This window comes from Pseudonocardia sp. KRD291, assembly GCF_019263595.1.
Taxonomy (GTDB): Bacteria; Actinomycetota; Actinomycetes; order Mycobacteriales; family Pseudonocardiaceae; genus Pseudonocardia.
This window is the reverse complement of the sequence record NZ_JADQDD010000054.1, coordinates 1-26,559: the sequence shown is the minus strand read 5'-3', so window position 1 is coordinate 26,559 and position 26,559 is coordinate 1. Positions and strand designations below refer to the sequence as shown.

Genomic DNA, 26,559 nt, shown 5'->3' with positions numbered 1-26,559 from the left:
GGTTCGGGCTCGGCCATCCGGTACCCGACCCCGCGCAGGGTCTCGATGCTGCTCGTCCCGAACGGAGCGTCGATCTTGCGTCGCAGGTAGCCGACGTAGACCTCGACGACGTTGACCTCGCCGTCGTAGTGCGCGTCCCACACCGAGCGCAGGATGTCGGTCTTCGTCACGACCTGCCCGGTGCGCTGCATGAGGTGCTCGAGCACCCCGAACTCGCGCGGGGTCAGCGAGATCTCGGTCTCGCCGCGGTGCACCCGGTGCTTGGACGGGTCCAGCGAGAGGTCACCGACCCGCAGAACGGTCGGCGCCGCCTCCCCGGCCCGGCGCAGCAGCGCCCGGAGACGGGCCTGGAGCACCACGAAGGAGAACGGCTTGGTCAGGTAGTCGTCGGCGCCGAGGTCGAAGGCGTCCGCCTCGTCGTACTCGCCGTCCTTGGCGGTGAGCATCAGCACCGGCGTCCACACGCCCTCGTGCCGCAGCCGCTGCAGCACCCGGTAGCCGGACAGCCCCGGCAGCATGATGTCCAGGACGATCACGTCGTGCCGGCCGGACAGCGCCGCCTCGAGCCCGCTCGTCCCGTCGTGGGTGACCTCGACCTGGTGGCCCTCGCCGGCCAGCCCCCGCCGCACGAGCTCGGCGAGCGGTTTCTCGTCCTCGACCAGTAGTAGCCGCACGGATCAACCGTAGAGGCCGGGGGACGCTGCCCCGAACGCGGCCGCAATGATCATTCGTGCCCCGCGGTACGGCGCAGGCGGCCGGAGACCCACCGGCCGAACCGGCCCAGCCGGGGCCCGGCACGCAGGCTCGCGAGCAGCAGCAACAGGGCGGACTGGCCCAGCAGCCCGGGCGCCAGGGGGGCCGTGCCGCCGCCGTACCAGGAGTGCGTGAACGCGCCGACCCCGACGCCGGGACCTGCGGCCAGGTGCTCGGCGACGGCGGTCGCCGCGGACACCAGCACGACCAGGCTCAGGACCCGGGCGGCGCGCCGCCCGGTACGCCCGCCCCGGGGAAGGGCCAGCAGGACCGCGGCCGTGACGAGCAGGAGCGTCGCCGCCCACGGGAGCACGTGGGCCGATCCGGGCACCGCGAGCTGGGCGGAGCTGCCGAGGATTCCCAGCACCCCGAGGCCGATCAGCGCGGCGCGGAGGCCGTCCGGCGCGGCCCGCTCCGGACGCCCGGTGCCGGTGCCGGTGCCGGTGTCGGTGGCGGGCGGGTGTCCGATCACGCTCACTCCGACCTCCCTGCTCCCGGCGGGCACCGGCCGCGGTCTCGCGGCAGGCTGTGCACCTGTCCGGGTGCCGTCGCGTGATCGGAGCCCGGACCAGGGCAAGTGTCGGGCACGGTCGCTGTGAGAACGCTGAAAGCCGGTGCGGCGGCGCACTGGACCGCAACGTTAACGAGCGCTAACCTGTTAACAGTCATTAACCGCGCCGGAGGGTCGAGATGGCAGTCGTCGACGGAGCGCACACCGCGCCGCAGCTGGGTACGACGGTGGACCCGGGCGGTGCGGCGTTCGCCGCCAATGCCGAGTCGCACCGCGCACTCGTCGCGGACCTCGCCGCGAAGCTGGCCACCGCGCGCCTGGGCGGGCCGGAGAGGTCCCGGACCCGGCACGTCGAGCGGGGCAAGCTGCTGCCGCGGGACCGGGTGGACTCGCTGGTCGACCCGTCGTCACCGTTCCTGGAGCTCTCGCCGATGGCGGCGAAAGGGATGTACGACGACGAGGCCCCGGGTGCCGGGGTGATCACCGGCGTCGGGCGGGTGTCCGGCCGCGAGTGCGTCATCGTCGCCAACGACGCCACCGTCAAGGGCGGCACCTACTACCCGATGACGGTGAAGAAGCACCTGCGCGCGCAGGAGGTGGCGCTGCACAACCGGCTGCCGTGCATCTACCTCGTCGACTCCGGCGGGGCGTACCTGCCCGAGCAGGACGACGTGTTCCCCGACCGCGAGCACTTCGGCCGGATCTTCTACAACCAGGCGCAGATGTCGGGGCGGGGCATTCCGCAGATCGCCGCGGTGCTCGGCTCCTGCACCGCGGGCGGGGCCTACGTGCCGGCCATGTCGGACGAGGCGGTGATCGTCCGCAACCAAGGGACGATCTTCCTCGGCGGCCCGCCGCTGGTGAAGGCCGCGACCGGCGAGATCGTCACCGCCGAGGACCTCGGCGGCGGGGACCTGCACTCGAAGACCTCCGGGGTCACCGACCACCTCGCGAACGACGACGCGCACGCGCTGCAGATCGTCCGTTCGATCGTGGGGACGCTGGGCCCGCGCGCGCAGCGGCCCTGGGACGTCGCGCCGACCGAGGCGCCGGCCGTGGACCCGGCCGAGCTCTACGGCGCGGTCCCGACCGACTCCCGGACCCCGTACGACGTGCGCGAGGTGATCGCCCGCGTCGTCGACGGCTCGCGGTTCCACGAGTTCAAGTCCGAGTACGGGACGACGCTGGTCACCGGCTTCGCCCGGATCCACGGGCACCCGGTCGGGATCGTGGCGAACAACGGGATCCTGTTCTCCGAGTCCGCGGTCAAGGGCGCGCACTTCGTCGAGCTGTGCGACCAGCGCGGTATCCCGCTGGTGTTCCTGCAGAACATCTCCGGGTTCATGGTCGGGCGCGAGTACGAGGCGGGCGGGATCGCGAAGAACGGCGCGAAGATGGTCACCGCGGTGGCCTCGACGCGGGTGCCGAAGCTGACCGTGGTGATCGGCGGCTCGTTCGGCGCCGGGAACTACTCGATGTGCGGGCGGGCGTACTCGCCGCGGTTCCTGTTCATGTGGCCGAACGCCCGGATCTCGGTGATGGGCGGCGAGCAGGCCGCGATGGTGCTCGACGCCGTCCGGTCGCCGAAGGACACGACGTCGTCCGAGGAGTTCAAGGACGGCATCCGCGCCCAGTACGAGCACCAGGGCCACCCGTACTACTCCACCGCCCGGATCTGGGACGACGGCGTGATCGACCCCGCCGACACCCGCACCGTCCTGGGCCTGGCCCTGTCCACCGCCGCCAACGCGCCCCTGGCCGACCCGGCCTTCGGCGTCTTCCGGATGTGACCCCCGTGCACCCACACCCCCGCCCGCACGAGGGCTCCTCTCGCGCAACCCTGGTGGACGAGAGGAGCTCTCGTCCCATGGTCCCCGGTGGGCGGGGCCCCGCCGACTCATCGCGCGAACGGAGCTTTCGTGCGGCCGGGTTGGGCGAGTGGAGCTTTCGCACGATCGACGAAGGGACGGGCACGTGTTCGACACGGTGATGGTCGCCAACCGCGGGGAGATCGCGGTGCGGGTGATCGCGACGTTGCGGGCGCTGGGGATCCGGTCGGTGGCCGTGTACTCCGACGCGGACGCCTCCGCCCCGCATGTCCGGTGCGCGGACTCCGCGGTCCGGCTCGGTCCGGCCGCGGCGTCGGAGAGCTACCTGTCGGTGGAGAAGGTGATCTCCGCGGCGAGGCTGACCGGCGCGCAGGCGATCCACCCCGGCTACGGGTTCCTGTCCGAGAACACCGCGTTCGCCGCCGCCTGCGAGCAGGCCGGGATCGTGTTCGTCGGGCCGCCGTCGTCGGCGATCGACGCGATGGGTGACAAGATCCGCGCCAAGCAGACCGTCGCCAAGGCCGGCGTCCCGGTCGTGCCCGGCTCGGACGGCTCCGGTCTCACCGACGACGAGCTCGCGCTGGCCGTGGAGCAGGTCGGCTACCCGGTGCTGCTCAAGCCGTCCGCAGGCGGCGGCGGCAAGGGCATGCGCGAGGTGCACGCCGCGGGCGATCTGGCAGACGCCATCGCCGGTGCGCGGCGGGAGGCCCGCGGCTCGTTCGGCGACGACACGCTGCTCGTCGAGCGCCTGGTCACGACCCCGCGCCACATCGAGATCCAGGTGATGGCCGATGCGCATGGCACCGTCGTGCACCTGGGCGAGCGGGAGTGCTCGCTGCAGCGCCGGCACCAGAAGATCATCGAGGAGGCACCGTCCGCGCTGCTCACCCCGGAGCAGCGCGACCGGATGGGCACCGCGGCCTGCGAGGCGGCCCGGGCGTGCGGCTACACCGGCGCCGGGACCGTCGAGTTCATCGTGTCCTCCGACGCGCCGGACGAGTTCTTCTTCATGGAGATGAACACCCGACTGCAGGTCGAGCACCCGGTCACCGAGATGGTCACCGGCCTGGACCTGGTGGAGCTGCAGCTGCGCGTCGCCGCCGGCGAGCCGCTCCCGCTGGCCCAGTCCGACGTCGTGCTGAACGGCCATGCCGTGGAGGCGCGCGTGTACGCCGAGACGGCTTCCGTGACGGGGGAGACGGTGTCGTTCCTGCCCACCGGCGGGACGGTGATCGCGCTGCGCGAGCCGTCCGGCCCGGGAGTGCGGGTGGACTCCGGGATCGTGGAGGGTGGCACGGTCGGGTCGGACTACGACCCGATGCTGTCCAAGGTGATCGCGCACGGCGCCGACCGGGCCGAGGCCCTGCGCCGCCTCGACGCCGCGCTCGCCTCGACCACCCTGCTCGGTCTCGACACCAACATCGGCTTCCTGCGCGGACTGCTCGCCGACGACGACGTCCGCGCCGCCCGCCTGGACACCGGCCTGGTCGCCCGCCGGGCCCGCGAGCTCGCCGCCCCCGACCTGCCCGACGACGTCCTGGGCGCCGCCGCCGGGTACGCGCTGCTGCGCATGGAGCCGACCGGCCCGACGGTCGACCCGTTCGACGTGCCGGGTGGCTGGCGGGTCGGCGAACCGGCGTGGACGACGCGGCGGCTCGTCGTGTCCGGGCACGACCCGGTCGTGGTGCGCATCCGCGGCCGGGTCGCCGACGCGGAGCTCACGATCGGCGACGCGGAGCCCGTGCGCATCGCCACCACCGGGACCGGCGACGGGACGCTGGCGCACACCCAGGACGGACGGACGCGGCGCTACGCCGTCGCCACCGCACCGGACGGTGTCGTGTGGATCTCCCGTGACGGCAGCGCGTGGGGGATCCGGGAGCAGGAGCCCCTCGAGGCCGCGCGCAGCGGCGCCGACACCGCGGGCGGCCCGGTCGTCTCACCGATGCCCGGCACCGTGACCGTCGTCGAGGTCACCGAGGGCGAGGAGGTGACGGCGGGGCAGAAGCTCGTCGTCGTCGAGGCCATGAAGATGGAGCACGTGCTCACCGCGCCGGTCGACGGCGTGGTCCGCGAGCTGAAGGCCCGCGTGGGCGGCACGGTCGCCCGCGACGCGGCTTTGCTCGTGGTCGAACGGAGCTCGCCGGAGTGAGTATCGGCACCGAACCCGCCGCAGAGAACGCCGCAGCAGAACCGTCCGAAGGGGCAGCGTCATGACCGCAGTCGAGTCCACCGTCACGTCGCCGGAGGAGTACGAGGCCCTGCGCGCGACCGTCGAGGACTTCGCGCGCAAGGAGGTCGCACCCGTCATCGGCGACCTCTACATCCGCGAGGAGTTCCCCTACGACCTCGTCGCGGCGATGGGCGGGATGGGCCTGTTCGGCCTGCCGATCTCCGAGTCCTACGGCGGGATGGGCGGCGACTACTACGCCCTGTGCCTGGCCCTGGAGGAGCTCGCCCGGGTCGACTCGTCGGTCGCGATCACCCTCGAGGCCGGCGTCTCGCTCGGCGCGATGCCGATCTACCGCTTCGGTACCGACGAGCAGAGGGCCCGCTGGCTGCCCGACATCGCGGCCGGCCGCACGCTGGGCGCGTTCGGCCTCACCGAGTCCGGCGGCGGCTCCGACGCCGGCGCCACCCGCACGACCGCGAAGCTCGACGGCGACGAGTGGGTGATCAACGGGTCGAAGTGCTTCATCACCAACTCCGGCACCGACATCACCTCCGTCGTCACCGTGACGGCCGTGACCGGCGAGAAGAGCGACGGGAAGAAGGAGATCTCGGCGATCCTGGTCCCCTCCGGCACGCCGGGGTTCTCGGTGAGCGAGAAGTACTCGAAGGTCGGCTGGAACTGCAGCGACACCCGCGAGCTGTTCTTCGACGACGTCCGCGTACCCGTGGGGAACCTGCTCGGCGAGAAGGGCCGCGGCTACGCCCAGTTCCTGTCCATCCTCGACGAGGGCCGGATCGCGATCGCGGCGCTGTCGGTCGGGCTCGCCCAGGGCTGCGTCGACGAGTCCCTGCGCTACGCGCGCGAGCGCGAGGCGTTCGGGCACCCGATCGGCGACTACCAGGCGATCCAGTTCAAGATCGCCGACATGGAGGTCCGGGCACACACCGCACGGCTGGCGTGGCGGCACGCCGCGGAGAAGATGCTGCGCGGGGAGCCGTTCAAGAAGGAGGCGGCGATCGCGAAGCTCGTCGCCTCGAACGCGGCGATGGACAACTCCCGCGACGCCACCCAGGTCTTCGGCGGCTACGGCTTCATGAACGAGTACCCGGTCGGGCGGTTCTACCGCGACGCGAAGATCCTGGAGATCGGCGAGGGCACCTCCGAGGTGCAGCGGATGCTGATCGCGCGCCACCTGGGTCTGTAGCCACTGTGGTGACCCGCACCGGGTCGGAACGGTCCGGCGCGGGTAGACCTGTACCCATGAGCGACGTGCAGGGACTGCCTGATCTGAAGAATGTGGCCAACCACCAGGTGCGCCTGGCCGCCCGGCCGAACGGGCTGCCCGGACCCGAGGTGTGGGACCACACGACCGAGACGGTCACCGAGCCCGCCGAGGGCCGGTTCGTCGTGCAGGTCACGCACGTGTCGCTGGACCCGGCGATGCGCGGCTGGCTCAACGACGTCAAGAGCTACGCCCCGCCGGTCGGGATCGGTGAGGTGATGCGCGCCCTGGCCGCCGGCCGCGTGGTGGCCTCGAACCACCCCGACTTCGCCGTCGGCGACGTCGTGACCGGCACGTTCGGGGTGCAGGAGTACGCCGAGTCCGACGGCGCGGGCGTGCAGAAGGTGCACCCGACCGACGAGGCGGGCGTGCCCACCCACCTGGCCCTGCTCGGCATGACCGGGATGACCGCCTACTTCGGACTGTTCGACGTGGGCGCGCTGCGCGACGGCGAGACCGTCGTCGTGTCCGGGGCCGCCGGAGCCGTCGGCAGCGTCGTCGGGCAGCTCGCGAAGATCAAGGGGTGCCGCGTCGTCGGGATCGCGGGTGGGCCGGAGAAGTGCGCCTGGATCGTCGACGAGCTCGGCTTCGACGCCGCGATCGACTACCGCGCCGAGGACGTGCGCAAGGCACTGCGCACGGCCGCGCCGGACGGCATCGACGTCTACTTCGACAACGTCGGAGGCGAGATCCTCGACGCCGCGCTGACCCGGTTGCGCCACGGTGCCCGGGTCGCGATCTGCGGCGCGATCAGCACCTACAACGCGACCGAGCCGCCGCCCGGCCCGGCCAACTACATGAGCCTGCTGGTCAACCGCGCGCGGATGGAGGGCTTCCTGGTCTTCGACTACGTCGAGAAGTTCCCGCAGGCGGCGAAGGAGATGGCCGGCTGGCTGCGCGAGGGCAGGCTGCACAGCCGCGAGGACGTGGTCTCCGGTCAGGTGTCCGACTTCGGCGACGTGCTGCTGCGCCTGTTCCGCGGGGAGAACACCGGGAAGCTCGTCCTGCAGATCGCCTGAGCCGCGGGACGGTGCGAGGCCGCCACCCCGCCGGGGGCCGAGGACCGGTAGCGTCGCCGCTGGCGAACAGGGGAGGGGTCCGACGTGGCGACCTGGGACGATCTGCAGTCCTACGTACGGGTGCGGTACGAGATCATGCGCCAGGTGGGCGACGAGTTGTGGTTCAACCTGCCCACGACCGGCGAGCGTACGCAGCTCGTGGTCGTCCGGCGGGTGCACGAGAAGCACGCCGAGGCCACCGACGCCGCGGCCGCCGTCGCCCAGGACGACTCGGACTGGGCGCAGATCAGCTCGCCGATCGCCCGCATCGGCGAGATCGACCTCGCGAAGCTGCTGGAGCTGGCCGGCGCGTCACCGGTCGGCGGGGTCGTGTCGCAGGACGGTGTCGCCGTGTTCCGGCACTCGATCTCGCTGCGCGACGCCGGTCTGGACGGCTTCGAGTTCCCGTTCCGGGAGGTCGTGCACCTGGCCGACGAGCTCGAGCACAAGCTCACCGGTCGCGACGAGCACTAGCCCCTGCACGGGCGGCCCCCTGCACGAGCCGGGCCGTACGAGCGGAGCTTCCGTCCACTCTGGTCGGACGAGCGGAGCTCTCGTACCGGCCGTGCGGGTGCCCGGGAAGAGTCAGCCGGGCAGCGGGGTGAGGTCGATCGCCTGGTCGATGACGATGCGGAGCCGGTTGAGGAGCTCGTCCGCCTCACCCCAGGTGAGGGCGCCGGTGGCGACGCCGTGGCGCAGTTCCTCGGCGAGTGTGCGGGCGAAGCCGGTGGACCAGCTGTGACGAGGATCAACGCTCCGCATGGACACAGATGATGCACCGGACGTTCGCCGTTGGTTCATCCGGGGTACGGGTAGGGCGATCATGGTTCATCCGGCGTCCATCCGTGGACGGCGTTGCGCCGGATGGTCACGTTCCGGACGGGGCTGCGGGCGGGGGCGTGTCGCCCGTCGCACTCACCCGAGGACCGACCCGGGCCGTGACCCGAGCTGGCTGATCTCGGTGACGACCGGATGCCCGGCCCCGAGCAGCGCGACGTCCGAGCCGGGCTCCCCGTGCTCCCAGGTCTCGGTGACCAGGGTGTGCAGGCCGCCCGGGCGGTTGCCGTCGGCGGTCCGGCGGGTCATCCGCACCTGCACCGCGCCCGAGTCGGCCAGCGTCGCCTCACGCAGCTCCGGCAGCTCGGCGAACGGACGGTCCGGCACGTTGGCCGACCACGCGGTCCCCGGCGGCCGGGTGCGCAGCCGGTTCAGCAGGCCCGGCAGCAGGCCCAGCACGGCGTCCCAGTGAGGCGACTCCGGGATGCTCAGGCCGCAGTTCAACGAGACCGCCAGCCCGGACCAGCCGTGGTGCGCCCCGGCCAGCACGGCGCCGACCGTGCCCGAGTGCAGGATCTGCCGTCCGGTGTTCGCTCCGTAGTTGATCCCGGACAGCACGACGTCCGGCTCGCGGTCGAGCCAGCCGCGCCCGGCCGCGTTGACGATGAACGCGGGGTGCCCGGCGACCGCGTAGGCGGGCACGCCGTCCAGCCCGGGCAGATCGTGCTCCTCGACCAGGACGTGCCCGTCCTCGACGACCGAGCGCACCGACCCGCCGGTGCCGCTCGCGTCGATCGACGGCGCGGCGACGACGACCTCGTAACCGGCGTCCACCGCCCCGCGGGCCAGCGCGTGCAGGCCCGCGGACCCGATCCCGTCGTCGTTGGTGATCAGGGCGAGCGGTCGCGACGGTGGCACCGGGCCAGCCTAGGGCGGTGTGCCGGGTGCGGGAGGAGGTCGTTGCGTCCGCCACATCGGCGCGGCGGCTCAGTTCAGGTGTGCCCGCAGCTGCTTGGCCTCGACCTTGACCTCCTCCAGTACCCCGACGCCGGCGTGGGCGCCGCGGCCGGGACCGTCGGCCCAGGACTCCAGCAGGCGCGCGGCCTCGTCCCAGCGGGCCTGCGCGCCGAGGACCTTGCCCAGCTCGCGGACCAGCTCCGGGCCCTCGTGGCGCAGGCCGAGGCGCATCCGCAGCACCCACTCCAGGTTCACGTGGTCGGACTTCGCGCGGTAGATGCCGCGCAGGTTCTCCAGCATCCGGGCCAGGACCTGGCGGGTGGAGACCCGGGGCAGCAGGCTCGGGCCGAACGCCGCGTCGGAGGCGCCGGTGGAGGACCGGAACAGGATCTCGCACCCGGCCTGGTCGAGGCGACGGCCGCCGTCGAACACGTCGAGGTAGCGCTGGGTGTCCGGCACCCGGACCAGGAAGTGCCCGGGCATGCCGACGCCCTCCAGGGCGATCCCGGCGCGGCGGCCGACCTCGATCGCGACCACGGCGAGGGTGATCGGGATGCCGGTGCGGCGCTCCAGGACGTCGAACAGCAGCGAGTTGCGCGGGTCGTAGTAGTCCGCGGCGTTGCCGGTGTAGCCCTCGGCGACGAACAGGCGCGCGACCAGGCCGTCCAGGTCGGTGACGCCCTCGGCGAGGCGGTCCAGCTCGGCCAGGCCGGTCTTCGGGTCGCGGTCCGGGTCGGCGCCGGCCGCGATGGCCAGAGCGGCCTCGTCCAGCGCGGGCTCCGGCCCGGTCACCAGGTTCAGAAACCGCGCGACGGGGTCCATCCCCCCATCCTCGCCGGTGCCCGGGCGCCGGTCGAGCCGGGCACACCGCCGGGCACGCGCGGCGATCCGGTCAGGGCGGGGTCATCCGGACACGCACGACGGTCCCGGCGGGGCAGCCGGGGTCGTCGTCGGCGGTCCAGACCTGCAGCACGTCGGTCAGCTCGGAGGCCAGCCACAACCCGCGCCCGCGGACACCGGCCGGCGGCGGGGCGAGCATCCCGGGGAACGGCAGCCGGGTCCGCCCGGAGTCGGTGACCTCACCGGTCAGACCGTCCGGCCCGCGCCACATCCGCAGCCGCGGGAGCCCCGAGCCGTGCTCGACGCCGTTGGTGGCGATCTCGTTCAGGGCCAGGACCAGGTCCGACGTCCGCGACGGGCCCAGGCCGCCCAACGTCGCCTCGGTGTGCACGAGCCGGCGCAGCGTGGCCAGGCCGGCCAGGTCGACGTCCATCTCGAACAGCGGCGTGCCCAGGTCGGCCGGGGGGTGCTGGGGGTACTCGGCGAGCAGGTCGCGGGGATCGCGACGGGTGGTGCTGGGCACCTCCTCGCCGTCGACGATCAGGGCCTCGTGCAGGGCGGCGGCGTCCTCCCGGGCGGCCCGGCCGTCCGGGAAGGAGCACAGCATCGTCACCGGCATGCCGTCGAGGACCCGGTTGAGCGCGACGTCGAGGCGCACCCAGTAGGCGGGGTCGGTGCCGGGAAGGCCGTCGATGTGCTGGCCGATCGTGGTCATCCGGGCGCCGTCGCGGGCGGTGGCCTCGCGCGCGGCGCGGGCCCAGCGGGTGGCGACGGTGAACGCCGGGGCGCAGTGCATCTGCTCGGGGGTGCGGTACTCGACGCCGGCGTCGCGCCCGAGCGTGAGGTCGAGCTCGGCGCGGCAGTCCCGGTCCACGACGGCCAGGGCGCGGTCGCCCCGCTCGAGCGTCGCGCGCAGCGGCCCGGAGAGCACCTGGGCCTGGTGCGCGGTGTCGGCGAACGGGACGCCGCGGTGCACGGTGCCGGAGGCGACGGCCGTGCCGGGCCCGCCGGCGGAGCCGGGGGACAGAGCCATCGTCTCGATCAGACCTTCCACACGACTCCGGGCGCGGGACCGGCCCGGGACTCGGCCGATCCGCCGTCGACGATAGTCCGGCCGGGCCCGGGACGCCGGATGTGTCGCGGCACTCGCGGCCCCGTCCGGGCGGCCGGGTGTGTGGCAGGGTGATCGGCGCAGACGAACACGGATGAGCGAGGGGTGCGGCGATGCGCGTCTTCAACGGGGTCGACGACCTGCGGGCGGCGAAGGGTTCCGAGGTCGGGACGTCGGAGTGGCTCGCGGTCGAGCAGGACAGGATCGACCGGTTCGCCGATGCCACCGACGACCACCAGTGGATCCACGTGGACGCGGACCGGGCCAAGGACGGCCCGTTCGGCACGACGATCGCGCACGGGTTCCTGACCCTGTCGCTGCTGCCGAAGCTGATCTCCGAGATCTACCGGGTGGACGGCGTCCGGATGGGCGTCAACTACGGCCTGAACAAGGTCCGCTTCACCTCGCCGCTGCCGGTCGGCAGCCGCGTGCGCGGTCGTGTCGAGCTCGTCGACGTCGCCGACATCGACGGCGGTGTGCAGATCACCACGAAGGTCACCGTCGAGGTCGAGGGCTCCGACCGCCCCGCGCTCGTCGCGGAGTGGCTGACCCGCCAGTACGTCTAGACCCGGTACGTCCGGACCCAGGACATCGACGACCCGGCGCGTCCGGGGTGTGAGAGGACATTTCGGTTGAGCACCACACGAGAGGCCGTCATCTGCGAGCCGCTGCGGACGCCGGTCGGCGGCTTCGGCGGCTCCCTGCGTGACGTGCCGGCACACACGCTGGCCAGCACCGTGATCGCGGCGTTGATGGAGCGCACGGGGCTGCCCGGCGACGCGGTGGACGACGTGCTGCTCGGGCACTGCTACCCGTCGATGGACGCGCCGGCGATCGGCCGGGTCGCGGCGCTGGACGCCGGGCTGCCGGTCACGGCGTCCGGGCTGCAGATCGACCGTCGCTGCGGGTCCGGGCTCCAGGCCGTGCTGTACGCGGCGATGCAGGTGCAGTCCGGGGCGTCGGAGGTCGTGCTGGCCGGCGGCGCGGAGTCGATGTCGGGCGCGTCGTTCTACTCGACGTCGATGCGCTGGGGCGTCAAGGGCGGCCCCGGCGTGATGCTGCACGACTCGCTGGCCCGTGGCCGGGTCACCGCGGGCGGGGTGAACCACCCGGTGCCCGGCGGGATGCTGGAGACCGCGGAGAACCTGCGCCGCGACTACGCGATCGGCCGCGCCGAGCAGGACGAGTACTCGGTGCGCAGCCACCAGCGGGCCGCGGCAGCGCAACAGGAGGGCCGGTTCGCCGACGAGCTCGTCCCGGTCACGGTGCCCGGCCGCAAGGCCGACACGGTGGTCGAGCGCGACGAGCACATCCGCCCGGACTCGAACGTGGACAAGCTGTCCACGCTGCGCCCGATCCTGGGTAGGGACGACCCGGACGCCACGGTGACCGCGGGCAACGCGTCCGGGCAGAACGACGGCGCCGCGATCTGCGTGGTGACCAGCCCGGAGAAGGCCGCCGAGCTGGGGCTGCGCCCGCTGGCCCGGCTGGTGTCCTGGGGGATCGGCGGGGTGCCGCCGAAGACGATGGGCATCGGGCCGGTCCCGGCCACGGCCAAGGCGCTGTCCTCGGCCGGCCTGTCGCTGTCCGACATCGACCTGATCGAGCTGAACGAGGCGTTCGCCTCGCAGGTGCTGGCCTGCACCCGGGAGTGGAAGTTCACCGACGCCGACTTCGAGCGGATGAACGTGAACGGCTCGGGGATCTCGCTGGGTCACCCGGTGGGGGCGACCGGCGGCCGGATCCTGGCCACGCTGACCCGCGAGATGGCCCGCCGCGACGCCCGCTACGGCCTGGAGACGATGTGCATCGGCGGCGGGCAGGGCCTGGCCGCGGTGTTCGAGCGCGTCTGAACCAGGCGCCTCCGGCGCCCGTGCGCGGATATCGCCGCCGGAGCGGCGATATCCGCGCACGAGGTCCCGGGCGGGATCCCGCACGAGGTCACAGTGCGGTCCCTGTCCGGAAGGTCGGGATCAGTGCCCGTGGCCGACGAGCGGGCCCTCGCCCCTCTCGGCGGCGTCCTTGGCGCGCTGCCACGACACCTTGATCTCCTTCTCGGCGTCCGCCCGGCCGACCCAGGTGGCGCCCTCGACGCTCTTGCCCGGCTCGAGCGTCTTGTAGATCTCGAAGAAGTGCTGGATCTCCGCGCGGTCGAACTCCGCCATGTGGTGGATGTCGCGCAGGTGCTCCTGGCGGGGGTCGTCGGTCGGGACGCAGAGGACCTTGTCGTCGCCGCCCTTCTCGTCCTTCATCCGGAACATCCCGATCGCCCGCGCCCGGATCAGGCAGCCCGGGAACGTCGGCTCCTGCACCAGGACCAGGCAGTCCAGCGGGTCGCCGTCCTCGCCGAGGCTCTCCTCGATGAAGCCGTAGTCGGCGGGGTACTGGGTGGCCGTGAACAGGGTGCGATCCAGCTTGATCCGGCCGGTCACATGATCGAGTTCGTACTTGTTGCGGCCACCCTTGGGAATCTCGATGGTGACGTCGAAGTCCACGATTCGTTGCTCCTGTCAGGAGGTGCGGTTCGCGCCTCACCCGACCGGTGGTGGTCGGGTGGGCGGGGTCGGTGCTTCCCCTAGTGTGATGGACCGAGGACGCGCCGGTGCAGACCGGTCGCAACTGTGCCGATCGGAGTGGGCACCGCGTCGCACCGGCAGCGCCGGAGGCGACCGGGCGCCGGGGTCGGTGACGTCAGGAGGCGGGGCAGGGTGGGACGCAGGCATCGCCGACCGAGCGGGCCGATCGGCGGCTGGCGCGAGCGGGGTACCCGCCGGGTCGCCGTGATCGCCGTCGTCGTGGCGGTGCTCGCAGGCCTGTTCGGCGCCGCCGCACTGGCCAGCCCGACCGCGCGCGCCCAGCTGGGGATCGGCCCACCCGCGGCCTCGGCGTACCCGCCGGTGCCGATCCCGGAGCTGAGCCCGCTCGCCCCGACGGCGCCGGTGCCGACGCAGGCGGGGCTGTCCAAGGCCCTCTCCGGGCCGGCGTCCGCCCCGGAGCTGGGGAACCTCTCCGGCGTGGTGCTGGACTCCACCGCCGCGCGCGGGTCCGCCCCGCTGTGGCAGCGCGGACCGGACGAGGCCATGGTCCCCGGCTCGGTCACCAAGCTGCTCACCGCCGCGGCGGCGCTGCTGAGCCTGAACCCGACCGACCGCCTGGCGACCAAGGTCGTGCCCGGCCCCACCCCGGACTCGGTCGTCCTGGTGGGCGGCGGCGACCCGTCGCTGACGGCGCTGCCGGTCGGCAAGAACTCGGTCTACCCGGAGCCCGCCCGGATCGACGAGCTCGCCGAGCAGGTGAAGAAGGCCGTCGGGCGCCCGATCAGCACGGTCTACACCGACGCGAGCCTGTGGACCGGTCCGGAGCTGGCGCGCAGCTGGGACCCGGCCGACGTCGGCACCGGTGACGTCGCGCCGATGAGCGCCCTGATGCTCGACGGCGGGCGCACCGACCCGACGATCCAGGACGGCCCGCGCTCGGACGACCCGGCCGCCGCCGCCGGGCAGGCGCTGGCCGACGCGCTCGGGGCCGAGGAGGTCGAGCCCGGCCGGGCCGTGCCGAACTCCCCGACACTGGGCAGCGTCGCGTCCCCGCCCATCGCCAGCCTGATCGAGTACATGCTGACCGCCTCGGACAACGTCACCGCGGAGGCGATGGCCCGTCAGGTCGCGATCTCGCGCCAGGGCGACCCGTCGTTCGACGGGGCGGCCAAGGAGACCTCGGCCGCGCTGTCCCAGGCCGGCTACGCCACCTCCGGTCTGGTCCTCAACGACGGCAGCGGGCTGTCCCCGGACAACCGGATCTCCACCTCGCTGCTCGGGTCCGTGCTCGCCTCGGCGTCGGCGGTCTCGCAGAACCCGAACGACGTGCAGTACCTGCGGCCGATCCTCACCGGGCTGCCGGTGGCCGGCGGCGGCGGGACGCTGGCCGACCGGTTCACCGACGGCCGCGCGATCGCCGGCCGCGGCGTGGTCCGGGCCAAGACCGGCACCCTGAGCGGCGCGTCGAGCCTGGCCGGGGTGGTCAGCGACGTGGACGGGCGGCTGCTCGTGTTCGCGTTCATCTCGAACGGGACGTCGCCTGCCGACGCGCGCCCGAAGCTGGACGTGATCGCCGCCGCGCTGAGCCGCTGCGGCTGCCGCGGCTAGCCCGTCCGCCGGCACCGCGGGGCCGCGGCCGGGCCCGTCGTGGGCCCGCCGGGCGCGGGTAGCGTGGGGTGAATGGACATCGACGCGACGAGCCCGGCCGCGGCGACCCGACCCGGCGTCGTCCCGGCGGGCGCGGCCGGCCCGGTCGACCGCGGCCTGCCGGTGAACTGGTCGCTGGCCAAGGGCACGGCCGCACGCCTGATGGCGGCCGGGCCGCAGACCGACCCGTCGGTCGCCGCCGAGCTCGTCGCCCGGCTGCGCACCGACTCGGCCATCGCCGAGGGCCATGTCCGGGAGACCACCGGGCTCGGCGCCGGGCTGCCGCTGCTGCCCGCCGACGTGCTGGACCGCCCGGCCTGGGCGCGCGCCGCGCTGGACGGCATGGCCGCCCTCACCGCGGGCGCCGAGCTGCCGCACACCCCGAAGCTCGCCCGCGCCGTCACCGGGACGACGGCGGGGGCGCAGGTCGGCGCGCTGCTGGCCTACCTCGGGGCGCGGGTGCTGGGCCAGTACGACCCGTTCGGCGGCCCGGACGGCGCCGGGCGGCTGATCCTGGTCGCACCGAACATCTACGCCGCCCAGCAGTCGCTCGGCGTCGACAGCGAGGACTTCGCGCTCTGGGTCTGCCTGCACGAGGCCACCCACCGGCTGCAGTTCACCGCCGTGCCGTGGCTGCGCGACTACTTCTCGGACCAGGTCGGGCAGCTGCTCTCGATCCGGGAGCCGGACGCGGCGAAGCTGGCCCGGCTGCCGGAGGCGATCCGCTCGATGCGCGGCACCGGCGGCGACCCGCTGGCGCTGGTCGAGCTGCTGCAGGGCCCCGAGCAGAAGGCCGTGCTGGACCGTCTGCTGGCCCTGACCACGCTGCTGGAGGGTCACGCCGACCACGTGATGGACGCCGTCGGGCCGCGCGTGGTGCCCAGCGTCGACGTGATCCGTGAGCGTTTCACCGCGCGCCGCCGCGGCGGCGGGATCATCGACCGCCTGCTGCGCACCCTGCTCGGGGTGGAGGCCAAGATGCGCCAGTACGCCGTCGGCGCGGCGTTCGTCCGGCACGTCGACGGCGAGATCGGGATGGCCGGGTTCAACCGCGTCTGGGAGTCCCCGGACACGCTGCCCACCCGCGCCGAGCTGGACGCCCCGCAGGACTGGCTTCGCCGGGTCGCCTGAGCCCGGCCGTGAGCGCACCGTCCGTGACCCGCCGCCGATGAGCCCGTCGTCCGGCCCCGCCACCCGGCAGGTGCGGGCCGCCGTGCGCTCGGCCCTGGGCCGGTTGCCACCCGGCGCCCGGGACGCCCCGCCGGTCGTCGCCTGCTCCGGCGGGCCCGACTCCACCGCGCTGCTCGACGCCGTCGTCGCGCTGGTGGCCGACCCCCCGGGTGTGCACGCGGTGGTCGTCGACCACGGGCTGCAGGACGGGTCCGCGGAACGCTCGTCCGCGCTGGCGGCCGAGCTCGTGGCCTGCGGGGTGAGCGCCCGGGTCCGCACCGTTCGCGTGGACGGGGACGGCGGCCCCGAGGCCGCGGCCCGGCACGCCCGCTACGACGCCCTGGCCGCCGCCCGCCCGCACCCGGACTCGCCCGTCCTGCTCGGACACACCCTCGACGACCAGGCCGAGACGGTCCTGCTGGGGCTCGGCCGCGGCTCCGGGGCGCGCTCACTGGCGGGGATGCGGGAGTGGAACGCGCCGTGGCTGCGCCCGTTGCTGGCGGTGCCGCGCGCGGTGACCGTGGCGGCATGCGCCGAGGCGGGACGCCGGATCTGGAGCGACCCGCACAACGCCGACCCCCGGTTCACCCGGGTCCGGCTCCGGCACGAGGTGCTCCCGCTGCTCGACGAGGTCCTGGCCGGCGGGGTGGCTTCCGCGCTGGCCCGGACCGCGGCCCAGCTCCGCGAGGACGACGACGCGCTGGTCGTGTGGGCGGACCGGGTCCGCGCCGCCGCGTCGGATGGTGCCCATTCCGCCGCGTCGGACGGTGTCCGCGCCGTGGCGCAGAGCGCATCGGCGCAACCGGCCCGGCGTGATCCCGCTGACACCCCCGCGGCCGCGGCGTCCGCGCCGGACCCGTCCGCGGGCCCCCCGGGGGACGACGGCCCGTCGCTGCGGGTGACCCCGCTGGCGGACGTCCCGGCCGCGGTCCGACGCCGGGTCCTGCGGGAATGGTTGCGGGAGAACGGGGTCCGGGCCCTGACCGAGGAGCACCTGCGGGCCGCCGATGATCTCGTCGGCCGGTGGAGGGGCCAGGGCGGGCCGGCGCTGGGCGGTGGCTTGGACCTGGTCCGCGCACGTGGCAGGCTCGTGTTGCGACGCCACGTCCGGGGCGGAGCGGGGCACTGAACCGACGGGAGCTACCCGCCGGGGGTGGCCACCGTGGACCGGGCATCGACGAGGGGACGACGGTTGTACGACGAGGACATCTCCTCGGTCCTGGTCACCGAGGAGCAGGTCCGGGAGAAGATCGCCGAGATCTCCGAGCAGGTGGCCGCGGACTACGCCGACCGGTGCGGCCCGAGCGGGCGCGAGACCGACCTGGTCCTGATCGGCGTGCTCAAGGGCGCGGTCATGTTCATGACCGACTTCGCCCGCGCGCTGCCGATCCCGGTGCAGCTGGAGTTCATGGCGGTCAGCTCGTACGGCTCGTCCACGTCGTCGTCCGGCGTGGTGCGGATCCTCAAGGACCTCGACCGCGACATCGCGGGCCGGCACGTCCTGATCGTCGAGGACATCATCGACTCCGGGCTCACGCTGAACTGGCTGATGAACAACCTGCAGGCCCGCTCACCCGCCTCGCTGGAGGTGGTGACCCTGCTGCGCAAGCCGGACTCGATCAAGATCGACGTCCCGGTGCGCTACGTCGGCTTCGACATCCCGAACGAGTTCGTCGTCGGCTACGGGCTGGACTACGCCGAGCGCTACCGCGACCTGCCCTACATCGGGACCCTGGCCCCGACCGTCTACGCCTGAGCCGGTCCGGTCCGGACCGGTCTCCGGGGCGCGGAGCTCAGCCGCCCGCGGCGATCGGTGGCCCGGCCGGGGGAGCCAGGTCGGTGGGCGCCACGCCGGCCGGGGCCGGGGTGAACGGCTCGGTGCCGGCGGCCAGCGTGAGGTCCGGCAGACCGCCGTTGCTGCGGGCGTAGTCCATCGCGCGGGCGAGGTCGGTGTACTCGATGCTCTCCCGCTCACCGCCGACGTTCAGGCTCGAGAGCAGGCCGACCGCGCGCCCGGACCCGTCGAGCAGCGGGGCCCCGGACTCGCCCGGCACGCCCTGCGGCGTGGTGTAGACGGTGTGCCCCCAGCCGCCGCCGACGTCCTCCCCGCCGGTGCCGACGCGCGGGCGCAACGTTCTCCCGGCAGTGCCCACGCCCGTTCCGCCTGCGCTGCTCTCGGCGGGACCCTCCGGGTTGCCCAGCCCGAACACGGCCGTGCCGGGGGCGAGGCCGCCGTCGTGCACGCCCCGGGGACCGCCGAAGAACGGCACCGACGGGTTCGTCCGCGCGCCGGCGTCGGGCGGCAGCTCGACGAGCGCGAGGTCGTTGTAGGCGCAGGCGTCCGGGTCCTGCTCGCCGCGCTGCTGCATGGTCACCCACGAGCTGTAGACCATCGTCGCGGTGACGTCCCCGCCGGTGCCGCGGACGGTGACCGGCGTGCCGGTCGGGACGGTGGCCGAGGTGCAGCCGTCGGTCTCGGTGTCCGCGCCGGTGCCCCCGCAGTGCGCGGCCTGCCCGAGCAGAATCTTTTCGCCGCTGGTGAACACGAAGCTCGACGTGCACAGCCCGGCCCCGGCCGTCTCGGTCACCGCGCCGGGCCGGATCGAGGCCGACCCGGCCGGGATCGCGGCCGGTGCGACGAGGCCGAGCGGGTCGAACGGTGAGCGGGGGCCGGTGAGTGTCGTCACACGGTCGTCGGTGGCGGCGGCCGACGCGGCGGTGACCCCGCCGGACAGGGTCGGGGACACGGCGGGGACGTCGTAGAGCGCGGCCGACGTCCCGGCCACGACCAGGCCCGCGGCCAGCAGGAATGCCGTTCGCAGGCGTCCCGACGAGGCCAGTGCCATGCCGCTCCCGTCCGCCGCCGGTCGCGGCCGGTGTTCCCGCGATCACTCGTGTGCAGAAGCTCTCACACCGCCGTCCGCGGGTGTGCGGCGGGACACCCTGTCGCCGCGCCGCCCCGGTGGGGGCGCCGCCGGCCCGGGAACCCCGCGACCGGGCGAACCGTTGTGTCGGGTAACCGGCCGGACGGGCCGGGAACCGGACAGGTGCACACCCGACGCGCTCATCGTCGCGGGGAGCTATCCTGGCGGGTCAGAAGCCGGTCGGTGTGTCGTGCGCGGCGTTGTCATCGGTCGGTGAACCACTCTCGGGAAGGTGAAGGCCACCCAGGCCGACATTGCATGGACCGCAAGCGCCTCCTCCGCAATCCTCTGATCTGGATCCTTCTCGCGCTCCTGATCTACTTCGGCTTCAGCACGCTGTTCGACGACACCCGCGGGTTCACGCAGGTCCCGACGTCGACCGCGCTGGCCCAGATCTCCGGTGGCAACGTCACCGACGCCGTCGTGGAGGACAAGGAGCAGCGGCTGCGGCTGACGCTCCGGACCCCGGTGAACGGTGAGAACCAGATCATCACCCAGTACCCGGCGCAGTCCGCGGGTCAGATCTTCAGCTCGCTGCAGGAGGCCCGGGGCGGTCCGGCGTACAACACGATCGTCCGGCAGGACTCGTTCCTGTCCACCCTGCTGATCACGATGATCCCGCTCGCCCTCCTGCTCCTGGTGCTGTTCTGGTTCATGAACAACTCCCAGGGCGGCGGCAACCGGGTGATGAGCTTCGGCAAGTCCAAGGCCAAGCAGCTCAACAAGGACATGCCCAAGACCTCCTTCGGTGACGTCGCCGGCGCCCAGGAGGCGGTCGAGGAGCTCTACGAGATCAAGGACTTCCTGCAGAACCCCGGCCGCTACCAGGCCCTGGGCGCGAAAATCCCGAAGGGCGTGCTGCTCTACGGCCCGCCCGGCACCGGTAAGACGCTGCTCGCCCGGGCCGTGGCCGGCGAGGCGGGCGTGCCGTTCTACACGATCTCCGGCTCGGACTTCGTCGAGATGTTCGTCGGTGTCGGGGCCTCGCGTGTGCGGGACCTGTTCGAGCAGGCCAAGCAGAACAGCCCCTGCATCATCTTCGTGGACGAGATCGACGCGGTCGGGCGCCAGCGCGGCGCCGGGCTCGGCGGTGGGCACGACGAGCGCGAGCAGACGCTGAACCAGCTGCTCGTCGAGATGGACGGCTTCGACGCCCGCGGCGGGATCATCCTGATCGCCGCGACGAACCGGCCGGACATCCTGGACCCGGCGCTGCTGCGCCCGGGCCGGTTCGACCGCCAGATCCCGGTCGCGGCCCCGGACATGGCAGGCCGCAAGGCGATCCTCGGCGTGCACTCCAAGGGCAAGCCGTTCGACTCCGACGTGGACTTCGACGGCCTGGCCAAGCGCACCGTCGGGATGTCCGGCGCGGACCTGGCCAACGTCATCAACGAGGCCGCGCTGCTGACCGCCCGGGAGAACGGCACCGTGATCAACGGCGCCGCGCTCGAGGAGTCGGTGGACCGCGTCGTCGGCGGGCCGCGGCGCAAGGGCAAGATCATCTCCGAGCAGGAGAAGAAGATCACCGCCTACCACGAGGGCGGGCACGCGCTGGCCGCGTGGGCGATGCCGGACCTGGAGCCGGTCTACAAGCTCACGATCCTGCCGCGTGGTCGCACCGGCGGGCACGCACTCGTCGTCCCGGAGGACGACAAGGGCCTGATGACCCGAGCCGAGATGATCGCGCGGCTGGTGTTCGCGATGGGCGGTCGCTCGGCGGAGGAGCTGGTGTTCCACGAGCCGACGACCGGCGCGTCGAGCGACATCGACCAGGCCACCAAGATCGCCCGCGCGATGGTCACCGAGTACGGCATGAGCGCCAAGCTCGGCGCCGTGAAGTACGGCCGCGAGCAGGGCGACCCGTTCCTCGGGCGCTCGATGGGCAACCAGGCGGACTACTCGCTCGAGGTCGCCCACGAGATCGACGAGGAGGTGCGCAAGCTGATCGAGGCAGCGCACAACGAGGCGTGGGAGATCCTCAACACCTACCGCGACGTGCTCGACGAGCTGGTGCTCGAGCTGCTGGAGAAGGAGACGCTCACCCGCAAGGACCTGACGCGGATCTTCGACTCGGTGGAGAAGCGGCCGCGGATCACCACGTTCAACGACTTCGGGCAGCGCACCCCGTCGGACAAGCCGCCGATCCTGACCCCGGCCGAGCGCGCGCACGAGAACGGCGAGCCCTGGCCGCCGCAGACCGAGCCGGAGCGCGAGCCGGCGCCGGTCGGCTCCTACCCGGGGGCCGGCAACGGCGCCGGGGCGCCCGGGCCGGACGGGGCCTCACCGGTCCCGACCCCGGGTTCGGGCCACCCGGGGCAGCAGGGATACCCGTCCGGGCAGCGGCCCGGGTCGAACGGGGCCCCCGTGCCGCAGAACGGCGGCTACGCGCCGGCGCCCCCGAACGCGGTCGCGCCGAACTACGGCGCACCGGCGAACTGGCGCCCGGCCACCACCCCGGCCGGTCAGAGCTGGCCGCCGCCGAACTGGGCCGAGCAGCACCCGCAGGACCAGCAGGGCCGGCCACAGTCCGGACCGGCGCAGGAGGGTCCGTGGTCGACGTCCGGGCAGCGTCCCGACGGTGACGACGCCCGGTCCCCGGGCAACGGCGCGCAGTCCTACGGCGGCAACGGTCAGGGGCACGGGCCGTCCGCGGAGCACGGGCGTCGCGAGAACGGCGGCCCGGACCCGGAGGCAGGACGCTGAGTACGTCGTCCACCGACATGGCGCCGTCACCGGGTCGGCCGCCGGTGTCCGAGGCCTCCGCCGAGGTCACCCAGGACATCGTGCCCGCCGGGGTCGACCTCGCGCGGGCCGAGGCCGCGGTGCGCGAGCTGCTCGTGGCCTGCGGCGAGGACCCGGACCGGGAGGGGCTCAAGGAGACGCCGGCGCGGGTCGCCCGCGCCTACGGCGAGATCTTCGCCGGGTTGTTCGTGGACCCGGACATGGTGCTGGAGAAGACGTTCGACGAGGGCCACGGCGAGCTCGTCCTGGTCCGCGACATCCCGATGTTCTCGACCTGCGAGCACCACCTGGTGCCGTTCCACGGGGTCGCGCACGTCGGCTACATCCCGGCGATCGACGGCCAGGTCACCGGCCTGTCCAAGATCGCCCGGGTGGTCGACCTGTACGCCAAGCGCCCGCAGGTGCAGGAGCGGCTGACCGGCCAGATCGCGGACGCACTGGTCCGCAAGCTCGACCCGCGCGCGGTGATCGTCGTGCTGGACGCCGAGCACCTGTGCATGTCCATGCGCGGCATCCGCAAGCCGGGGTCGCGCACCACCACGTCGGCCGTGCGCGGGCTGTTCAAGAGCTCCGCGTCCTCGCGTGCGGAGGCGCTGTCGTTCATCAGGGGCGCCTGAGGTGGCGGTCCTGGGAAGTTCCGACGGCGGTGCCCGGCTCACCGAGCTGGGCCGGTGCGCGGTGATGGGCATCCTGAACGTCACGCCCGACTCGTTCTCCGACGGCGGGCGCTACCTGGACCTCTCGCACGCCGTCGCGCACGGGATCGCGATGCGCGACTCCGGTGCGGACCTGGTCGACGTCGGCGGTGAGTCCACCCGGCCCGGCGCGCTGCGGATCTCGGCCGAGGTCGAGGCGCAGCGGATCCTGCCGGTGATCCGGGACCTGACCGCCGAGGGTGTCCGGGTCAGCGTGGACACCACCCGGGCGTCGGTCGCGGAGGTGGCGCTCGGGGCCGGGGCGTCGGTGGTCAACGACGTGTCGGGCGGGCTGGCCGACCCGGCCATGGCCGCCGTCGTGGCGAACGCGAGGGTCCCGTGGATCCTGATGCACTGGCGCGGGCACAGCCGGCGGATGAACGAGCTGGCCGGCTACGAGGACGTGATCGGCGAGGTCCGCCAGGAGCTGGTGATGCGCGCCGACGCCGCGGTGATGGCGGGGGTGGACCCGGACCGGATCGTGCTCGACCCGGGACTGGGCTTCGCGAAGACCGCCGCCCACAACTGGGCGCTGCTGCGCCGCCTCGACGTCCTGGTCGCGCTCGGGTTCCCGGTACTGGTCGGCGCCTCCCGCAAGCGTTTCCTGGGTGACCTGTTGGCCGACGCCGACGGCGTCGCCCGCCCGCACGCCCGGCGCGACGCGGCGACGGCGGCGATCAGCGCGCTGGCCGCGGTGGCCGGCGCCTGGGGCGTGCGGGTGCACGACGTCGAATCCACGATGGATGCCGTCGCGGTGAGCACGGCGGTCCGGCTGGGGGCCTCGCGCGCGGTCGCCGAGCCCTGGCCGGGGGACGCGCCGTGAGCACCCAGGGGACCCCCGCGGGGCCGCGGGACCGGATCGAGCTGCGCGGGCTGCGGGTGCGCGGGAACCACGGCGTGTTCGACCACGAGCGCCGCGACGGGCAGGACTTCGTCGTCGACCTCGTCGTCACCGTGGACCTCGCGCCCGCCGCGGCCTCGGACGACCTGGCCGACACCCTCGACTACGGCGCGCTGGCCCAGCGGGCGGCCGCGATCGTCGGGGGTCCGGCCCGGGACCTGATCGAGTCGGTCGCCGGGGCGATCGCCGACGACGTGCTCACCGAGCCGCGGGTGGCCGAGGTCGAGGTGACGCTGCACAAGCCGTCCGCGCCGATCCCGCTGCAGTTCGCCGACGTCGCCGTCGTGGTGCGGCGGGCGCGGTCCCGATGAGTACCGCCGACGTGTTCCTTCCCGCGGAGGCGGCATGAGTACCGCCGACGTGTTCCTTCCCGCGGAGGCGGCATGAGTACCGCCGACGTGTTCCTTCCCGCGGAGGCGGCATGAGTACCGCCGACGTGTTTTTTCCCGCGGAGGCGGCATGAGTACCGCCGTCCTCTCGCTCGGGTCGAACCTGGGGGAGCGGATCACCTACCTGCGGATGGTCGTGGCCGACCTGGGGACGGCGCTGGTGGCGGCGTCGCCGGTGTACGAGACGGCACCGTGGGGCGTCACCGACCAGCCGGACTTCCTGAACGCGGTCGTGATCGCCGACGACCCCGCGCTCGACGGATGGGGCTGGCTGCGGCGCGGGCAGCGCCTGGAGGCCGAGGCCGAACGCGTGCGCGAGCAGCACTGGGGCCCGCGGACCCTCGACGTCGACGTCGTTGCCGTGCGCGACCACGACGGCTGGGTCCGCAGCGACGACCCGGAGCTGCGGCTGCCGCATCCGGGTACGCCGTCGCGGGCCACCGTGCTCGGCCCGTGGCTCGACGCCGACCCGGACGCCGTGCTCGACGGGCACGGCCCGGTCGCCGAGCTGCTCGCCGCGCTGCCCGGCGCCGAGCGCGCCGCGATGCGCCGCCGCGACGACCTGGCGTTGCTGCCGTGAACCCGCAGCCCTCGATCTCCCGGACGCGGCCGCGCGACCTGCTGGTCGTCGGGCTGGTGGCGGTGCTGGTCGGGAACCTGCTGATCCGCCTGCTCTACTCCTCGATCCCGTCGCTCCCGCTGGCCGCGGGGGTCGTCCTGGGCGTGCTGGGGGTGGCCGAGCTGGTCGGGGGGTACCTGCTGCGCGGCCGGATCGAGCGCCGGCGCGGGCTCCCGCCGGTGGACCCGCTGCTGGCCGCGCGCGCGGTCGTGCTGGCCAAGGCCTCCGCCGTGGCGGGGTCGTTCGTCTCCGGGCTCTGGGCGGGGGTGCTCACCTACACGCTCCCGATGGCCGGCGCCGTCACCGCGGCCGCCGCGGACAGCGTGACGGCCGGGATCGGGCTCGTGTGCGCGCTGGTGCTGGTCGGGGCCGCGCTCTGGCTCGAGCACTGCTGCCGGACGCCCGACGACCCGGAGGGTGACGAGCGCCCGCACTGACCCGGTCGTGCGCGACCCCGCACTCCGGCAATCCCGCACCGCTGCGGCGACGCTCCCCACGCACGAGGTGTCGGGGCCGGGCCGCGCCCGTAGGGTCTGGCGGCATGGTGAGTACCGCGCTGCCCGCACCGGGCACCCCGGCGCCGTCCGCGAAACGACGCGGGGTGCTGCTGCCGGTCGCAGGGCTGGTGCTCCTCGCGCTCTGCGTGCTGATCACGATCGGCATGGTCGAGCGTTCGATCGGGCCGGTCGGGGTACTGGTCGGCACGCTGTGCGCGATGCTGCCGGTCATCCCGGTCGTGGCCACGTTCCTCTGGGTGGACCGCTGGGAGCCGGAGCCTCCCCGGTTGCTACTGGGGGCGTTCTTCTGGGGCGCCGGGTTCTCCGCGCTGGCCGCGCTGCTGATCAACTCCAGCGCCTCGGCGGTGCTCGACGTGGCGGCCGGGCGCGGTGCCGGTGACGTCCTGGCCCCGGTGCTCGTCGCGCCGGTCGTCGAGGAGGGTGTGAAGGGCCTGTTCCTGGTCGGGCTGCTGATGTTCCGCCGCCGCGAGTTCGACGGCGTGGTGGACGGGATCGTCTACGCCGGCATCGTGGCGGCCGGGTTCGCGTTCACCGAGAACATCCTCTACCTGGGCCGTGCGGTGTCCGACCCGGAGACGGCCGGCGTGCTGGCCACCCTGTTCGTGCGCGGGATCGCCTCGCCGTTCGCGCACCCCGTGTTCACCTGCATGATCGGGATCGGGGCGGGGGTCGCGGTGGCGAGCCGGCACGTCGGGCACCGGGTGCTGGCCGTGCTGATCGGCTACGCGGTCGCGATCGTCCTGCACGGGCTGTGGAACGCGGCGTCGGTGTTCTCCTCCTCGCCCGACACGTTCTACGAGATCTACGCGTTCGTGATGCTCCCGCTGTTCGTCGGCCTGGTCGTGCTCGTGGTGTTCGCGCGCCGGCGCGAGGCCCGGATCGTCACCGCGGAGCTGCCGGGCTTCGCCGCCGCCGGCTGGATCGCGCCCAGCGAGGTCCCGCTGCTGGCCGACCTGTCGCGCCGCCGGGGCTGGCGCGCCCTGGTCCAGCGCCGTTCCGGACGGTCCGCCGCCCGGGCCGTCGCCGACTACCAGGCCGCGGTGACCGAGCTCGCGTTCATGCGTCACCGGATCGACCGCGGCGCGGTGCGGGACAACGCCCGGTCCGAGCACGACGAGAAGCTGCG

At 73.6% G+C, this 26,559-nt stretch carries 26 protein-coding genes; 18 read left to right on the top strand and 8 right to left on the bottom strand.

All coding sequences use genetic code 11. The features are described from left to right. Both I4I78_RS10515 and I4I78_RS10510 read right to left on the bottom strand, forming a co-directional pair. Positions 1–674, bottom strand: a 674-nt coding sequence (locus tag I4I78_RS10515) for a response regulator transcription factor (RefSeq protein WP_218611077.1), incomplete at its 3' end; no start/stop codon positions are given. Between the two features lie 50 nt (positions 675–724). After that, positions 725–1,231 carry a hypothetical protein gene (locus I4I78_RS10510; protein ID WP_218611076.1) on the bottom strand — a complete coding sequence of 169 codons (507 nt, stop codon included), beginning with the start codon at positions 1,229–1,231 and terminating at the stop codon, positions 725–727. A 212-nt stretch (positions 1,232–1,443) separates the two neighbouring features. On the opposite strand from I4I78_RS10510, the gene I4I78_RS10505 reads away from it, so the two are divergent. From I4I78_RS10505 to I4I78_RS10485, 5 genes are all read left to right on the top strand, one after another. After that, entirely contained in the window at positions 1,444–3,054 is a 1,611-nt protein-coding gene (locus I4I78_RS10505) for a carboxyl transferase domain-containing protein (protein ID WP_218611075.1), read from the top strand. 184 nt (positions 3,055–3,238) lie between these two features. Continuing rightward, on the top strand, positions 3,239–5,245 hold the full coding sequence (locus tag I4I78_RS10500; protein ID WP_218611074.1) for a biotin carboxylase N-terminal domain-containing protein: 2,007 nt from the start codon (positions 3,239–3,241) through the stop codon (positions 5,243–5,245). Positions 5,246–5,306: 61 nt separating this feature from the next. After that, positions 5,307–6,470, top strand: coding sequence for an acyl-CoA dehydrogenase family protein (locus I4I78_RS10495; protein WP_218611073.1), 1,164 nt, complete (start codon positions 5,307–5,309; stop codon positions 6,468–6,470). Between the two features lie 56 nt (positions 6,471–6,526). After that, positions 6,527–7,567 carry an NADP-dependent oxidoreductase gene (locus tag I4I78_RS10490; RefSeq protein WP_226379463.1) on the top strand — a complete coding sequence of 347 codons (1,041 nt, stop codon included), beginning with the start codon at positions 6,527–6,529 and terminating at the stop codon, positions 7,565–7,567. 84 nt (positions 7,568–7,651) lie between these two features. Next, on the top strand, positions 7,652–8,080 hold the full coding sequence (locus tag I4I78_RS10485; RefSeq protein ID WP_218611072.1) for a hypothetical protein: 429 nt from the start codon (positions 7,652–7,654) through the stop codon (positions 8,078–8,080). 111 nt (positions 8,081–8,191) lie between these two features. Here the strand turns inward: I4I78_RS10485 and I4I78_RS10480 are convergent, their stop codons facing one another. The 4 genes from I4I78_RS10480 to I4I78_RS10465 all read right to left on the bottom strand — a co-directional run bounded on the left by I4I78_RS10480 (position 8,192) and on the right by I4I78_RS10465 (position 11,213). Then, on the bottom strand, positions 8,192–8,368 hold the full coding sequence (locus tag I4I78_RS10480) for a hypothetical protein (protein ID WP_218611071.1): 177 nt from the start codon (positions 8,366–8,368) through the stop codon (positions 8,192–8,194). Positions 8,369–8,521: 153 nt separating this feature from the next. Continuing rightward, positions 8,522–9,301: a 5'/3'-nucleotidase SurE gene (gene surE, locus I4I78_RS10475; RefSeq protein ID WP_218611070.1), complete on the bottom strand. Its 780-nt coding sequence runs from the start codon at positions 9,299–9,301 to the stop codon at positions 8,522–8,524. Positions 9,302–9,370: 69 nt separating this feature from the next. Further along, positions 9,371–10,162 (bottom strand): transglutaminase-like domain-containing protein, encoded by a 792-nt coding sequence (locus I4I78_RS10470; RefSeq protein WP_218611069.1) that lies wholly within the window; start codon positions 10,160–10,162, stop codon positions 9,371–9,373. A gap of 70 nt (positions 10,163–10,232) precedes the next feature. Continuing rightward, on the bottom strand, positions 10,233–11,213 hold the full coding sequence (locus I4I78_RS10465) for an ATP-binding protein (RefSeq protein ID WP_218611068.1): 981 nt from the start codon (positions 11,211–11,213) through the stop codon (positions 10,233–10,235). 191 nt (positions 11,214–11,404) lie between these two features. Between I4I78_RS10465 and I4I78_RS10460 the strand changes: the two genes are divergently transcribed. Together I4I78_RS10460 and I4I78_RS10455 are read left to right on the top strand one after the other, a co-directional pair. Next, positions 11,405–11,857: a MaoC family dehydratase gene (locus I4I78_RS10460; protein WP_218611067.1), complete on the top strand. Its 453-nt coding sequence runs from the start codon at positions 11,405–11,407 to the stop codon at positions 11,855–11,857. A gap of 66 nt (positions 11,858–11,923) precedes the next feature. Continuing rightward, positions 11,924–13,144, top strand: coding sequence for an acetyl-CoA C-acetyltransferase (locus I4I78_RS10455; RefSeq protein ID WP_218611066.1), 1,221 nt, complete (start codon positions 11,924–11,926; stop codon positions 13,142–13,144). A 120-nt stretch (positions 13,145–13,264) separates the two neighbouring features. Here I4I78_RS10455 and I4I78_RS10450 read toward each other — a convergent pair whose 3' ends face one another. Beyond that, positions 13,265–13,786, bottom strand: a complete 522-nt coding sequence (locus I4I78_RS10450; RefSeq protein WP_218611065.1) for an inorganic diphosphatase — start codon at positions 13,784–13,786, stop codon at positions 13,265–13,267. 213 nt (positions 13,787–13,999) lie between these two features. Here I4I78_RS10450 and dacB point away from each other — a divergent pair, with 213 nt between their 5' ends. From dacB to hpt, 4 genes are all read left to right on the top strand, one after another. Beyond that, positions 14,000–15,436: a D-alanyl-D-alanine carboxypeptidase/D-alanyl-D-alanine-endopeptidase gene (gene dacB, locus I4I78_RS10445; RefSeq protein WP_218611064.1), complete on the top strand. Its 1,437-nt coding sequence runs from the start codon at positions 14,000–14,002 to the stop codon at positions 15,434–15,436. A 72-nt stretch (positions 15,437–15,508) separates the two neighbouring features. After that, positions 15,509–16,606 carry a zinc-dependent metalloprotease gene (locus tag I4I78_RS10440; protein ID WP_218611063.1) on the top strand — a complete coding sequence of 366 codons (1,098 nt, stop codon included), beginning with the start codon at positions 15,509–15,511 and terminating at the stop codon, positions 16,604–16,606. A gap of 37 nt (positions 16,607–16,643) precedes the next feature. Continuing rightward, positions 16,644–17,774, top strand: coding sequence for a tRNA lysidine(34) synthetase TilS (gene tilS, locus I4I78_RS10435; RefSeq protein WP_226379462.1), 1,131 nt, complete (start codon positions 16,644–16,646; stop codon positions 17,772–17,774). A 63-nt stretch (positions 17,775–17,837) separates the two neighbouring features. Next, positions 17,838–18,401: a hypoxanthine phosphoribosyltransferase gene (hpt, locus tag I4I78_RS10430; RefSeq protein ID WP_218611062.1), complete on the top strand. Its 564-nt coding sequence runs from the start codon at positions 17,838–17,840 to the stop codon at positions 18,399–18,401. Between the two features lie 37 nt (positions 18,402–18,438). Here hpt and I4I78_RS10425 read toward each other — a convergent pair whose 3' ends face one another. Further along, positions 18,439–19,491 (bottom strand): serine protease, encoded by a 1,053-nt coding sequence (locus tag I4I78_RS10425; protein ID WP_218611061.1) that lies wholly within the window; start codon positions 19,489–19,491, stop codon positions 18,439–18,441. A gap of 336 nt (positions 19,492–19,827) precedes the next feature. Between I4I78_RS10425 and ftsH the strand changes: the two genes are divergently transcribed. The 7 genes from ftsH to I4I78_RS10390 all read left to right on the top strand — a co-directional run. After that, positions 19,828–22,272 carry an ATP-dependent zinc metalloprotease FtsH gene (gene ftsH / locus I4I78_RS10420; RefSeq protein WP_218611060.1) on the top strand — a complete coding sequence of 815 codons (2,445 nt, stop codon included), beginning with the start codon at positions 19,828–19,830 and terminating at the stop codon, positions 22,270–22,272. A 44-nt stretch (positions 22,273–22,316) separates the two neighbouring features. After that, a complete protein-coding gene (folE, locus tag I4I78_RS10415; RefSeq protein ID WP_308252013.1) occupies positions 22,317–22,928 on the top strand; it encodes a GTP cyclohydrolase I FolE in 612 nt (203 codons plus the stop codon). Positions 22,929–22,992: 64 nt separating this feature from the next. Then, entirely contained in the window at positions 22,993–23,829 is an 837-nt protein-coding gene (gene folP, locus I4I78_RS10410) for a dihydropteroate synthase (protein ID WP_218611079.1), read from the top strand. After that, positions 23,826–24,218: a dihydroneopterin aldolase gene (folB, locus tag I4I78_RS10405; protein WP_218611058.1), complete on the top strand. Its 393-nt coding sequence runs from the start codon at positions 23,826–23,828 to the stop codon at positions 24,216–24,218. Before folP ends, folB begins: the two co-directional genes overlap by 4 nt. Positions 24,219–24,366: 148 nt before the next feature. Next, positions 24,367–24,876: a 2-amino-4-hydroxy-6-hydroxymethyldihydropteridine diphosphokinase gene (gene folK, locus I4I78_RS10400; RefSeq protein WP_218611057.1), complete on the top strand. Its 510-nt coding sequence runs from the start codon at positions 24,367–24,369 to the stop codon at positions 24,874–24,876. After that, entirely contained in the window at positions 24,873–25,352 is a 480-nt protein-coding gene (locus tag I4I78_RS10395) for a DUF3180 domain-containing protein (RefSeq protein WP_308252012.1), read from the top strand. The genes folK and I4I78_RS10395 overlap by 4 nt, the downstream gene beginning before the upstream one ends. Before the next feature lie 104 nt (positions 25,353–25,456). Further along, positions 25,457–26,559, top strand: a 1,103-nt coding sequence (locus I4I78_RS10390) for a PrsW family intramembrane metalloprotease (RefSeq protein WP_218611056.1), incomplete at its 3' end; no start/stop codon positions are given.

Coding starts and splice junctions, on each gene's coding strand:
- I4I78_RS10480 (WP_218611071.1), bottom strand. CDS start 8,368: ATGCGGAGCGTTGATCCTCGTCACAGCTGGTCCACCGGCTTCGCCCGC.
- ftsH (WP_218611060.1), top strand. CDS start 19,828: ATGGACCGCAAGCGCCTCCTCCGCAATCCTCTGATCTGGATCCTTCTC.
- I4I78_RS10440 (WP_218611063.1), top strand. CDS start 15,509: ATGGACATCGACGCGACGAGCCCGGCCGCGGCGACCCGACCCGGCGTC.
- folK (WP_218611057.1), top strand. CDS start 24,367: ATGAGTACCGCCGTCCTCTCGCTCGGGTCGAACCTGGGGGAGCGGATC.
- I4I78_RS10460 (WP_218611067.1), top strand. CDS start 11,405: ATGCGCGTCTTCAACGGGGTCGACGACCTGCGGGCGGCGAAGGGTTCC.
- I4I78_RS10495 (WP_218611073.1), top strand. CDS start 5,307: ATGACCGCAGTCGAGTCCACCGTCACGTCGCCGGAGGAGTACGAGGCC.
- I4I78_RS10465 (WP_218611068.1), bottom strand. CDS start 11,213: ATGGCTCTGTCCCCCGGCTCCGCCGGCGGGCCCGGCACGGCCGTCGCC.
- I4I78_RS10490 (WP_226379463.1), top strand. CDS start 6,527: ATGAGCGACGTGCAGGGACTGCCTGATCTGAAGAATGTGGCCAACCAC.
- tilS (WP_226379462.1), top strand. CDS start 16,644: ATGAGCCCGTCGTCCGGCCCCGCCACCCGGCAGGTGCGGGCCGCCGTG.
- I4I78_RS10505 (WP_218611075.1), top strand. CDS start 1,444: ATGGCAGTCGTCGACGGAGCGCACACCGCGCCGCAGCTGGGTACGACG.
- I4I78_RS10425 (WP_218611061.1), bottom strand. CDS start 19,491: ATGGCACTGGCCTCGTCGGGACGCCTGCGAACGGCATTCCTGCTGGCC.
- I4I78_RS10470 (WP_218611069.1), bottom strand. CDS start 10,162: ATGGACCCCGTCGCGCGGTTTCTGAACCTGGTGACCGGGCCGGAGCCC.
- folP (WP_218611079.1), top strand. CDS start 22,993: ATGGGCATCCTGAACGTCACGCCCGACTCGTTCTCCGACGGCGGGCGC.